Raw genomic sequence first — 12,104 nt, 5'->3', positions numbered from 1 at the left:
CCTTGGCCCGCAAGAACCTGATCGGTGTTTCAGACAGCCATGCCACAAACGGCGAGGATGATCGTCCGCTTGCCGGACGGCCAATCGTTGGTCTCAATCCCGGCCAACGGCCATTGAGCCCGATCGGCGGCATCACTCGATCCCTGTCAAATATTACGCAGAAAGTGGAGCGCGCTCAGGAGCTGGAACGCCAGCTCGCCGAGGGCCTGGCAATTATCGAGCTCGATCCAGCGCTCGTCGATGCTTCCTTCGTCGCAGATCGCCTTGGCGTCGCAGCCGACGCCGAGCAGTCGCTTCTTCAACAGATCCGGGATCACGGACAACAGGTGCCTATCCTGGTTCGACCCCATCCAAGCGAAGACGGGCGCTACCAGGTCGCTTACGGTCACCGTCGTCTTGCCGCCACGCGTGAGCTTGGCAGCAAAGTCAGGGCTGTCGTTCGTGACCTCAGCGACGAACAGCTGGTGATCTCGCAAGGGCAGGAAAACAACGCCCGCACGGACTTGTCCTTCATCGAGCGGTCGCTGTTCGCCACCCGTCTCGAAGACCGCGAATTCTCGCGTGATGTCATCATGTCGGCGCTGGGCGTCGACAAGGCGGCCCTGTCGAAGATGATTGCCATTGTCCGCCGGCTGCCGGTCGTCGTTATTGAGGCGATCGGCGCCGCACCCTCCATCGGGCGGCGGCGCTGGACGGAACTCGCTGATTTCATGGCAAACGATGACAAGCTCGCCGGGGCCCATGAGTTCGTGCGTCGTTCCGAATTTCGAGCCCGGGAGAGCGATCAACGGTTTGAGACGCTGTTTTCCTTCCTGAGCACCGTCAAGGCCGGGAGCCAGGCGGTCGCTTGGGTAGCGCCGGATGATACGCGCCCCGTGCGCATCCGAGAAACAAACAGCGAAACCACGCTTTCCTTCAGCAAGAAGGCCGCGCCGGGTTTTGCAGATTTCGTGAGGCAGAGGCTCAAATCTCTGTACCTCGAATTTCAAGAGGAAACAGGAGACTAACAGAGCAAAAGAAAAAGGCTTCCGAACGACTAGCGCTGCGGAAACCCTTCTCTCGTGTAGCAACTAGAGAATCCCATTTCCGCGAATCACTGTCAAGCGTTTTTAGCGTCGTTTCGGCGAACGGACTTCTTTTGCCTTTGAAAAGGTGAAGAGAGATGGAGCGTGGAAATGTGACGACGCCCTTTGGGCGGCGCGCGATGACGCTTGGCATGTTCGCAAGCCAAGTCACCGCGAGCGAAATCGATTCGCATCAGCAGATCGATAAATGGAAACTGTTTCGTACCGTCTGCGAAGCAAAGGCTGTCGTCGGCGTGTCCGATCGGGCCTTAGCCGTGCTGAATGCGCTGCTCAGCTTCTACCCGAAGGTGGAGCTGACCTCCGGCAAAGGTTTGGTGGTATTCCCGTCAAACAACCAACTCGCGCTGCGCACCCATGGGATGGCGGGCACGACGCTGCGCCGGCATCTGGCAGCATTGGTGGACGCGGGCCTCATCCTTCGCAAGGATAGTCCCAATGGCAAGCGTTATGCACGCAGGGACAGCAAGGGCTCGATCGGCGATGCCTTCGGGTTCGATCTGTCGCCGCTGCTTGCACGCGCCCATGAACTGCAAACGGCCGCAGCCGCAGTCGCACTGGCCCGTCAGGAGGCGCAACTCGCTCGCGAGCGTCTCAGCCTTTGTCGTCGCGATCTAACCAAACTCATCGACGTGCTGCGTGAAACCGATGGAACTTCTGACTGGAGTGACTTTCAAAGTCGTTATCTGCTCGCCGTCGACATTCTTCCAAGAAAGCCTGGACTTGCTGAAATCGAGCCTGTGCTCAAGCAGCTCGACGCCTTGCGCGTGGAAGTGCTCAACCAATTGGAAAAACAGCTAAATCTTTCGAAAACGGCCACCAATGATAGCCAAAATGGTTGCCACATACAGAGTTCACATCCAGACTCTTCTACTGAATCTGAACCGGGCTTTGGAAGTGAAGCGGTGGCGAGTTTGAGCACGAGCCGGAGCAGCAGTGTCCCCGTTGTGCAGCCAAATCATCGGGAGGCAATTACAACGGATGCTGCCTCTCGAGCAGAAATGCCGAAGCTGATGCCGGGTGAAATGCGTCAATCTACCCAAGCTTTCCCGCTCTCGACCGTGCTGAAAGCTTGCCCTGACATCGTCGATTATGGTCCGGGCGGTAAGGTGCAGTCCTGGCGCGATCTGATGCTGGCTGCCGTTGTGGTCCGCTCGATGCTCAATGTCAGCCAGGGAGCGCATGATGAAGCCTGCAGGGTACTCGGTCCAGAAGTGGCCGCAGCCGTGCTCGCATGTATTCTGCAGCGCTCGCCGTACATCACGTCCGCCGGTGGTTACCTACGGGATCTGACACGGCGGTCTCTTCGGCAGGAATTTGCAGTTGGACCCATGATCATGGCGCTGTTGCGAGCCAATACCGGGGATCTTGCGTTAGCCAGCTGACCTACTGCATGTTTCCATAAATCGTAGTCCATTTATGGACAAAAACATGCAGCAATTCAAAGTGCTACAGCGACCTTTGCGCGTCTGATAAGACGCGCGGCGCTGTAGGACAACTCGACTGTTTCGACGGACGTTGACAGCTGTCAACTGCGCTTGGCTGCGCGCATCCGTCAGCAATTAACGCCGAGTGAGATGCAGCGAGGCGGACTGATGCCGAGCTCCGCCGGGGGAGAGCGAAGCACGGCGCGTCGATCAGCGTTGATTACCACGATAGACATTCTTGGATTTGCCTGCCTGTGGTGAGGACAGGGTGATCCCGGCAAGCCGTTGTTCCTGGCGAGTGTCAATAATGTAGTGCAAGCCAAATGGCCGATAATTTCCTCCACCGCGTTTCCCCGCTTGGAGCAACAAAATAGCGGCTTAACTGCGTGACGTTTTAATCCTCGTCCAACCAGCAACCTTCGCCGAACGGCAACTCTTGCAGGGACCGACCATCTCTCCGCAGAGCATGCAAAGTGGCAGTTGTTCTTGTCAAATTGCGCGATGCGATGCGGAGCATCGGGCGCTGAGTTGACAGCTGTCAACAGAAGCGCGCCTGGGTATGCCCTTCTTCGGTCGGCCACTGCATAGTTCCTTAAATCGGAATCGAATTAAGGAACTATGCAGCAAGTTTAAAGTGTTACAGCGTCCTTAGCGCATCATGTTTGACGCGCGGCGCTGTCGTGGAGGGCGGGTGCAGTGACGGTGGCATCGCCAAGGCTAGTATCCAATTGCAGCATCGATGCTGGTTGACAGCTGTCAACACGTGGGCCTCGGTCGGCACCCCGACCTACGATGCCATGCGGGTTATGGCTTCTTCCAGGACGTGTTGTCCTGGTCGCGATGCTGCCTGTCCTGACTATGGTCTTCGACGTCTAAAAGACTTCGCGGTTGCCTTTCGGCCTGTTATCGGAATGGAAAGGAAACGTTGCTATGTTGGTGACGCTGGCCTTCATGCGTTGCGAATGGCCTTCAAGAGCGTACAATGGCATGGTCAATTTCGTCGATTCGCGCCCAATTCGCGCTCAGTTGACACGCGGAGAAGGCCAGTTTGCTCCTCCGTATTGACCGATGCAGAAACCCGACGACAATCACCGCGGTATCCGCTAAAACGACACCTCTCATGTGTCGGAAGGAAAGCATGTGTTTTCTTCCGTTTGCCAGAAATAGCGTGTGATTGTAATGCGATACGACATCCCGGATTTGCTCCTGCAGACGCTGTTTTCCGCGACGATCGAAGTTGAAGATCGCCTTGCGCGGCTGGATGAGCGCGCCGGTCGCCATCCCGTTGCCGAGGGCTTTCGCGAGCGTGGTCAGTTCTTCGATGCGGCCGGTGCCCTCTGGGTCGCCGGCGAGTTGGTTCATGTCGAGGACCTGGTGCTGCATGACGCGCATATGGACGCCCGTGCGCCGACGCATGAGTTGACGATTGCGCACGCAGTCTTGCGCGCCCGCCGGAGGATCTGGCTTTCTGACCCGGATTGGGCGCTGTCGACCGCCGGCCTCGCTGTCCTTCGCGGAGAGCAAGGGGGTGGAGAGACACCACCCACGGAGATCGACCGGGACGTTTCGTCCGGGGCTGCGGATGAGGACGATGTCGTCGGTGACGGCGATGACGACGACAACCCGCTTTCCCTCGAGTTCGCGGAGATCGACGCGGCGATCGCGCGATCGCAGCGTTTGCTGGATGAACAAACCGGTGAGTTCGGCGACAGTGGGTTTGGCGGGCTGGAGCGCCCGTCCGCCTCAGAGCCCAAGGGGCAACTGGGGTTGCTTTTCGATGACGAATGGGACGAGGGCGCGCGGCTCGACGCGTGGCGATCCTTGATCTCGACGGCGGATCGACTGCCGGCCTGTCTCGGTGCCGCGATCCTCTTCGATGCCTGGGAGCAGATCGAGCCGCTTCGCAGGCAGCATTGGCTGGGCGGATTGCTCGTTGGCGCCTACCTGCGCGCGCGCGGCAAGGTGACGTCGCATTTGCTCTGCTTCCATACCGGCCTGAAGACAATCCGCCACGAGCGGCGTCGAGCGAAGGATCAGGAGGTGCGGCTTAGGGCGTTTCTGGAGGCGCTGGCTCTGACTGGCGAACTCGGCCTCAAGGAACTGGATCGACTGTTTCTTGCCAAGACCCAGATGGAAATGCGCGTGCGCGACCGTCGTTCAAACAGCAGCCTGCCAAGCCTGATCGAGCTTCTGCTGTCCCGGCCGATCGTTTCCGCCGGACTGGTGGCACGCCATGTCGGCGTCACCCAACGGGGTGCACTCAATCTGGTTCGGGAACTCGGGGCCAAGGAAATGACGGGCAGGGGGCGTTACCGCGGCTGGGGCATATTGTAGCCGGTCGCGCACTGAGGCGATTGACAGATACGCTGCCAATGCGCCGTCGCGCGTTGCGCCACTTGGCGATGCGACTCAACCTGTGCCGAGCGTCAAATATGACGCGCAAAGGACGCTGTAACGCTTGAAATCTGTTGCATAATTCTCTCCTTAAATCGTTTCCGATTTAAGGAATTATGCAGTAGCCCAGCAGGTTACGGATCGTTCGCATGAAAGCGCGCGCGCCCACCTCGATCAGCGCGTCGGGAAAGTCGTAGTCCGGATTGTGCAGGCGAGGGTGGTTCTCACCTGCCCCGAGAAAAAACATGGCCGAGGGGGCGACACGGCCAAAGAGGCCGAAATCTTCCGACGCTTTCATCGGCAGCGCCGTCGGGCCCGCATCCTGGCTGATCCCTTCCTCGCGAAGGGCGCGACGCAGTTCGTCGACGGCCAACGGTGCATTGCTGCAATGATGGAAGATGTCTTCGTAGCTGATTGACGGCGTGAGCCGACTTGCGGTCACGTGTTTGTGGACCAACACTTCGGCGCGCTGCATCAGGTCGCCCATACGGTCGTCGGTCAGGGTCCGCAGTGTTGCCCAGATCTCGGCATGGCCGGGGCTGATGCCGAAGGCGGGTTCGCCGAGGCGGGCATGGGTAACGGTAACGAGGGTGAAATCAGCATCCAGTGAGCCACCGCTGCCAAGCCCGGTCAGATCAGCCAGGAGGTGGGCCATGGCGAAAGTCGGCGCTATGCCGTCTTCGGGGCAGGACGCATGTGCCGTCTTGCCGGAGAGCGTGATCTTCATGCCGCGCGACGCGCAATTGACCGGCCCTTCGGCCAAGGCGACGTGACCGAGCGGCAGGCCGGGAAAATTATGCAGCGAGAACACGAAGTCCGGCTTCAGCGCCGCGAATTTCGGGTCGGCCAATACGGCCGCGGCACCGGCGCCGTTCTCTTCGGCGGGTTGGAACAGCAGGATCGCCCGTCCGCGTGCCGGCCTTTTGTGGGCGAGCCCTTTGGCCAGAGCCATCAGGATTGCCGTGTGGCCGTCATGTCCGCAGAGATGTCCCTTGCCGGCGATTTCGGATCGGTGGGGTACGGTGGAAAGCTCCTCGATCGGCAACGCGTCGAGTTCGGCGCGGATCATCACCGTCGGACCGTCGGCCACTCCCTGATAGATGGCAGCAACCCCGTGCCCGCCCAGGCCGGTGACGATCGCGTCCGGTTCGCTCGACTGCAGCGCCCGTGTCACCATCGCGGCTGTCTCGATCTCTTCGCCCGAAAGCTCCGGCTTGCGGTGAAGCTCGCGCCGAAACGTGATGATCTCGTCCAGTTCGCCACCATTCAAAAACATGCCCAACATCCCACAGCAGAAAGTTTGCCCGCGGCGCGCCGCCGATCGAGCTTTGATATTGGCAGGGAATGTGAAGGCGCGCTCCGGCTGTGTCCAGCTACGAAAATACAAAAGACGGGAGATGTTCGCGTCGCTACAGCGCCGCGCGTCGTACCAGACGCGCAAAGGTCGCTGTAGCACTTTGCATGCTGCATGTTTTCATCCTTAAATCGGATAGGATTTAAGGAAACAGGCAGTAGAGCGGCTGGTGCCGCCTGCCGGTCGGTCGACGTTCTCCACCGCCCTGGAGGACAGGCGGCAACACGGCGAACCTCCGGACTTTGCATTACCTTGACAAGGCGGCGTCCGTCGTCAGGCGCACCAGCATCTTGCCGTGGTTTGCGCCCTTGAAGAGGTCGATGAAGGCGGACGGCGCATTTTCGAGGCCATCGGCCACGGTTTCGCGGATCTTGACCTGTCCTGCTTTCAGCCAGCCGATCATATCGCGATTGAAATCCGCCGACAGGTCGAAATGGTCGGCGCCGATGAGACCTTGCAAACGAATGCGTTTTTCGATGGCGGCGAAGATGTTCGATGGCCCTGACTGCGGCTGTTCGGCATTGTAACCGGAGATCATTCCGCAGAGCACAAACCGCGCATTGACATTGGCGATCGCTAGCGCGGCTTCCAGATGGTTGCCGCCGACATTGTCGAAGTAGATGTCGATGCCTTCCGGGGCCGCCTGCGCCAGCGCCGCAACCAGATCCGGCGTTTCGCGGTAGTTGATGACGGCGTCGACGCCGACCTCGTCGATGAGCCACTTCGCCTTGTCGGCTGAACCAACCGAGGCAACGACACGCAAGCCTTTGCTCTTGGCGATCTGGGCGACGATGCTGCCGACCGCGCCGCTCGCCGCGGAAACGAAGATCGTTTCGCCCGCCTTGACCTCGGCGATCCGCATGAGCCCGGCATAGGCGGTGAGACCGGGAAAGCCGAGTGCGCTCAGATAGGTCTGCGGCGCGATGTCCGTGCCGGTGATCCTGGTTGCGCCACTTGCTGTGACGATGGCGTGATCGCGCCAGCCGGAGAAATGCACCACCCGATCACCAATGGAAAATGCCGGATCGTTCGAACGTTCGACGACGCCGACGGCGGCACCTTCCAGCGCTTCGCCGAGCTTGAAGGGAGGGATATAGGTTTCGCGATCGACCATGCGGCCACGCATATAGGGGTCGACCGACATCCAGGTGTTTCGCACAAGCAGCTGGCCGGGCGAGGGCGCTGCCAATGTCGTCTCGACAAGATCAAAATTATCGGGGGTCGGCAGGCCATGCGGCCGGCTCTTCAGGCGGATTTCGCGCGTGGTGGTGCTCATTGTCATTCCTTTCGTGAGGGAGGTTGATTGGGGAAGGAGGATCAGGAAGCCGTGGTGCGAATGCGGGTGCTGTATCCTGCGCCGAGCCCTTGCCCGAGTTCTACAGCGCCGCGCGTCAAATATGACGCGCAAAGGACGCTGTAAGGCTTTAAACTCGCTGCATAATTTTGTCCTTAAATCGGATCCGATTTAAGGAATTATGCAGTAAGGCGGTCGCGAGGTTGCGCAGATGGGCCGATCCCTCGCTGCGATAGAGCGCCAGATCTGCTTCCGCCATCCGAGGGTCGAAAGCCTCGCCAAACAGATCGGCTCGTTCGACGGCCGGCGTGGCATGGCTTTGCATGCCTGCCAGGTAGCGCTCTGCCAGTGACGCTGCGAAGGAGCGGTTGCCCGGATCGGCTGTTACGACGAGAACATGCATGGCGATCTCCTGTCTGCTGTATGACAGCTATACAACCAGCCAGTGAATCGATAAAAAAGTTCGATTTTTCGCTCAAAATGATCGAATGGATAGATGTATGTTGCCACGTATTTCCCTGGATCAATGGAAGGCGCTGGTCGCGGTCGTGGAGGCCGGAGGCTTCGCACAGGCGGCCGAAGCGCTGCACAAATCGCAATCGACGATCAGCTACGCGATCCGGCAGATTGAGGAGCGTCTGGGTGTTTCGGTGTTCGAGATCGAGGGCCGCAAGGCCCTGCTCACGCGCCAGGGCCATGTTCTCTACCGGCGCGGCAAATCGCTCGTCGATGAAGCGCTGAGGCTTGAGCGGGCGGCGAGGAACCTCGCCAAGGGTCAGGAGCAGGAACTCCGCCTCGCGGTCGAGGGGCTATTTCCCACCTGGCTCCTGCTGCGCTGTCTGGATCAGTTCGGGGCCGAATACCCGGAGACGCGCATCGAGTTCTTCGAAACGGTCATGGGCGGCACGGACGAACTGTTGCTCTCAGGCGCCGTCGACCTTGCCATCTGCGCCGATACTCTTCCGGCAGGCCATAGGGGCGAGGTACTGATGCGCTATCGGGCAATCGTCGCGGCCGCCCCGTTCCATCCGCTGCATCAGATCGGTCGCGAGTTGGCGATGGAGGATTTGAAGGGGCACCGCCATCTCGTCATCCGCGACAGCGGGCTTCAACGGGTGCGCCATGGTGTCTGGGACGTGACCGAGCAGAGGCTCACCGTCAGCCACAAATCGACATCCATCCGCGCCGCCTGCATGGGCATGGGCTTTGCCTGGTATCCGGAAGACTGGATCCGCGAAGAACTGGCCGCAGGCCAGCTCAAGCCCTTGCCGCTTAGGGAAGGGGCGGAGCGCTGGGGGGCGATGTATCTGGTCTATCCCGATCCGGACGGTGCGGGACCGGGTGCCCGCCGGTTGGGAGAAATCATCATGCACGAGGCACGGGGCATCGCGTAGGGCGCGGCCAATTGCCCCTGTCGAACAGCTATCTTCGGGCGCCGCCAACCAGCGAGATCGAACGTGCCGCCGCGGTCACCAGCGAGGCGAACCGCTCTTCCGTTTCTTCCGGCGTGTAGCGACTGCGCGACACGGCGATGTTGATCGCCCCGTAGGGCGTGCCGTTGGCATCCAGCACTGGTGCTGCGATCGACAGGTCGCCGTGGAAGTACTCCTCGAATGCGGTGGCGTAGCCCTTGGTCGCGGACTGCTTCAGCTTTTTCTTCAACGCGTCGATGTCCCATGTCGTGTGGGGCGTAAACGGGTAGAGATCCGACTTTTCCAGGATCGCGTGCGCGACCTCCTCCGGCAGTGCACAACGAACTCGGCGTGATGATCGGGATGATCCATGCCATGGTTCCGCTTGCCATTCTGACCATGCTGCCCGTGATGACCGGCATCGATCGCCGGCTGACGCAGGCGTCGGGGACGCTGGGCGCGACGCCTGCAAAGGGCTTCTGGCTCGTCTATTTCCCGCTTTCGCTTCCGGGTGCTGCGGCGTTCCTGTTTGCCTTCATCACGTCGTTCGATGAGCTGACGGTGGCGATCTTCGTCAGCGGCGGCATCAAGACGACCCTGCCGAAGCAGATGTGGGATGACATGATCCTTCAGCTCAACCCGACGCTCGCGGCGGTTTCGGTCGTCGTCTTCATCGTCGTGACAACACTTCTCCTGGCGGCGGAAAAACTCCGCCGCTCCTCCTGACACACCATCCGAGATCCTCCCATGACCGTATCTCTCGAAGGCTTCCTCGGAAGCTTCACGACCAAGGCTGCCCGCAAACCGGAGCAGGTGTTCGCCCGTTTCAACGGCGAGCCGATCACCTTTGCGACCCTCGACGCGATGTCGGGCGCGCTTGCCGCGGATCTCCGCCAGCGTGGGCTGAAAGCCGGCGATCGCGTCGCCGTCATGATGCGCAATTCGCCCGTCTCGCTTGCCGTCCTGTTCGGCCTTGCCAAGGCCGGTGTCGTCTGGGTGCCGCTCAATGCGCAACTGCGCGGCGAGGGCCTGCTCTACATCCTGGAACATTGCGAGCCGGGCGCCGTCATCTGCGACGCCGAGCTGGCAGAAACCATCGCCGAAAGCGGTGCCGCTTTGCCTGCCGGCGGGCTGGTTCTCGCCGGCGGGCAAGCCGGCCCGGGGTCGCTTGAGGCGATCCTGTCGTCGGGTGCTGCCTTTGCCGAAGGGCCGCCTGCCGCCGACGATCTGTTTGCGATCATGTACACTTCCGGGACGACAGGCCGGCCGAAGGGCGTGCTGGTCACCCACGGCATGATCCGCCTCGCCGGCGAGGCGGTGCGCACCCTTTCGGTGGCGGGCCCGGGCGATGTCTTCTTCGTCTGGGAGCCGCTCTACCATATCGGTGGCGCGCAGCTCATCGTGCTGCCGATCATCGAGGACCTGTCGCTCGCCATGGTCGACCGGTTCAGCGCCAGCCGCTTCTGGGACCAGGTGCGCAGCTACGGCGCCACCCACATCCACTATCTCGGCGGCATCCTGCAGATCCTGCTGAAGCAGCCGGAAAGCGAACTCGACCGCAAGCATCCGGTCCGCGTTGCCTGGGGCGGCGGTTGCCCGAAGGAGGTCTGGCCGCTGTTCAAGGAGCGCTTCGGCGTCGAGATGCGCGAGTGCTACGGCATGACGGAGGCCTCCAGCATCACCACCTGCAACGCCACCGGTGTCGTCGGCGCCGTCGGGCGGCCGATGCCCTGGTTCTCGGTCGATATCCTCAACGAAAAGGGCGAGCCGGTACCGGCTGGTGACAAGGGCGAGATCGTCGTGCGTTCCTCGCTGGAGGGTGCTTTGTTCAAGGGATATCTGCGCAATCCGGAGGCGACGGAAAAGACCCTTCGCAGCGGCGCGCTTCACACGGGCGATTCCGGTTCCTTCGATGCCGACGGTAATCTCTGGTTCCACGGCCGGCTCACCGACAGCGTCCGGTGCAAAGGCGAGAACGTTTCCGCTTGGGAAGTCGAGCATGTTGCCGCCGCCTACCCGGCGGTCGAGGATTGCGCCATGATCGGCGTCGCCGCCGACGTCGGCGAGCAGGACATCAAGCTCTTCGTCAAGCCCAAGCCGGGCAGCGCCATCGATCCGATCGACCTGTCGGGATGGCTGGCGCATCGACTCGCGCCCTACCAGAACCCGCGCTACATTGCCGTTGTCGACGACTTCGAGCGCACGCCGAGTCAGCGCATCATGAAACACCGGCTGCCCGCCGGTCTCGACAATTGCTGGGACCGGCTGGCGCGGCAATGAACCGTCACCAATGAGAGGAGACGCGCAGATGCAACAGTCCGGAGACATCCTGCTTGTCGGCTGCGGCAACATGGGCTTCGCCCTGCTCGAAGGCTGGCTCGAGCGGGCCGGTCTTCCTGCGAGCCGCATTCACGTGGTCGAGCCGGCGGAACCTCTTCGCCGTCGCGCTGCCGCTCGTGGCGCAGAGGTTTATGCCGATGCGTCCGACCTGCCGGAGGGGCTGCAGCCGCGCGCCGTCGTTGTCGCGGTCAAGCCGCAGATCGTCGGCTCGATGCTTGCGGCATACCGCCGGTTCAGTGGCACCGCCGTATTCGTCAGCATCGCCGCAGGCGTGCCGATCTCGACCTTCGAGGCCACACTGGGCGCGACCGCGATCGTGCGCACCATGCCAAACATGCCGGCGTCCATCGGCATGGGGGTGACTGCCGCCTTTGGCAACGTCCAAACCGGCGAAGTGCAAGCAGGCTATGTGACAGATCTCTTGGCGGCCGTCGGCAGTGTTCATTGGCTGGCGGAGGAGAGGCTTGTCGATGCGGCAACGGCGATATCCGGTTCGGGGCCGGCCTATCTCTTTCATTTTATCGAGTGTTTGACCGACGCGGGAGTTGCTGTCGGCCTACCGGCGGAGACCGCTCTTGCCCTGGCAAAGCAGACGGTCAATGGCGCCGCCGCTCTCGCGGCGACAAGCGCGTTTTCTCCGGCAGAATTGCGCCAGCAGGTGACCAGCCCGAACGGCACCACGGCTGCTGCCCTCGAAGTGCTCACGGCCGAGCCAGGCTTGGCCGATCTGGTGAAGCGGGCCGCCGCGGCTGCGCATCGCCGGGCGTTGGAACTCGCCGCGACCGGCTGATCGCGGCGCAA

General features: G+C 61.4%; 11 protein-coding genes. 7 read left to right on the top strand and 4 right to left on the bottom strand.

Translation table 11 applies throughout. The features are described from left to right. Positions 1-2 precede the first annotated feature (2 nt). From repB to BC363_RS31190, 3 genes are all read left to right on the top strand, one after another. Positions 3-1,007, top strand: coding sequence for a plasmid partitioning protein RepB (gene repB, locus BC363_RS31200; protein WP_065785148.1), 1,005 nt, complete (start codon positions 3-5; stop codon positions 1,005-1,007). A 155-nt stretch (positions 1,008-1,162) separates the two neighbouring features. Continuing rightward, positions 1,163-2,467: a plasmid replication protein RepC gene (gene repC / locus BC363_RS31195; RefSeq protein ID WP_065785147.1), complete on the top strand. Its 1,305-nt coding sequence runs from the start codon at positions 1,163-1,165 to the stop codon at positions 2,465-2,467. Between the two features lie 1,221 nt (positions 2,468-3,688). Further along, entirely contained in the window at positions 3,689-4,843 is a 1,155-nt protein-coding gene (locus tag BC363_RS31190; protein WP_065785146.1) for an RHE_PE00001 family protein, read from the top strand. Positions 4,844-5,009: 166 nt separating this feature from the next. Here BC363_RS31190 and BC363_RS31185 read toward each other — a convergent pair whose 3' ends face one another. The 3 genes from BC363_RS31185 to BC363_RS31175 form a co-directional block, all read right to left on the bottom strand. Next, positions 5,010-6,179, bottom strand: a complete 1,170-nt coding sequence (locus tag BC363_RS31185; protein WP_065785285.1) for an amidohydrolase — start codon at positions 6,177-6,179, stop codon at positions 5,010-5,012. A gap of 325 nt (positions 6,180-6,504) precedes the next feature. After that, positions 6,505-7,533: an NADP-dependent oxidoreductase gene (locus BC363_RS31180; RefSeq protein ID WP_065785145.1), complete on the bottom strand. Its 1,029-nt coding sequence runs from the start codon at positions 7,531-7,533 to the stop codon at positions 6,505-6,507. Positions 7,534-7,681: 148 nt separating this feature from the next. Beyond that, on the bottom strand, positions 7,682-7,954 hold the full coding sequence (locus BC363_RS31175) for an NAD(P)H-dependent oxidoreductase (RefSeq protein ID WP_065785144.1): 273 nt from the start codon (positions 7,952-7,954) through the stop codon (positions 7,682-7,684). A 97-nt stretch (positions 7,955-8,051) separates the two neighbouring features. Between BC363_RS31175 and BC363_RS31170 the strand changes: the two genes are divergently transcribed. Next, positions 8,052-8,945 carry a LysR family transcriptional regulator gene (locus tag BC363_RS31170; RefSeq protein ID WP_065785143.1) on the top strand — a complete coding sequence of 298 codons (894 nt, stop codon included), beginning with the start codon at positions 8,052-8,054 and terminating at the stop codon, positions 8,943-8,945. A 28-nt stretch (positions 8,946-8,973) separates the two neighbouring features. Here BC363_RS31170 and BC363_RS31165 read toward each other — a convergent pair whose 3' ends face one another. Further along, entirely contained in the window at positions 8,974-9,435 is a 462-nt protein-coding gene (locus BC363_RS31165) for an IclR family transcriptional regulator C-terminal domain-containing protein (protein WP_244519983.1), read from the bottom strand. Between BC363_RS31165 and BC363_RS36165 the strand changes: the two genes are divergently transcribed. The 3 genes from BC363_RS36165 to proC are packed head-to-tail and all read left to right on the top strand — an operon-like array spanning position 9,318 to position 12,093. Continuing rightward, positions 9,318-9,689, top strand: coding sequence for an ABC transporter permease subunit (locus tag BC363_RS36165; protein ID WP_083223596.1), 372 nt, complete (start codon positions 9,318-9,320; stop codon positions 9,687-9,689). The two genes, BC363_RS31165 and BC363_RS36165, sit on opposite strands and share 118 nt — an antisense overlap. A 21-nt stretch (positions 9,690-9,710) precedes the next feature. Beyond that, positions 9,711-11,243 (top strand): AMP-binding protein, encoded by a 1,533-nt coding sequence (locus tag BC363_RS31155; RefSeq protein WP_065785140.1) that lies wholly within the window; start codon positions 9,711-9,713, stop codon positions 11,241-11,243. Positions 11,244-11,271: 28 nt separating this feature from the next. After that, positions 11,272-12,093, top strand: coding sequence for a pyrroline-5-carboxylate reductase (gene proC / locus BC363_RS31150; RefSeq protein ID WP_065785139.1), 822 nt, complete (start codon positions 11,272-11,274; stop codon positions 12,091-12,093). The last annotated feature ends 11 nt before the right edge of the window (positions 12,094-12,104 follow it).

Source organism: Ensifer sp. LC384, assembly GCF_001695865.1.
Lineage (GTDB): Bacteria > Pseudomonadota > Alphaproteobacteria > Rhizobiales > Rhizobiaceae > Ensifer.
This window is presented reverse-complemented; position numbering and strand designations above follow the sequence as displayed.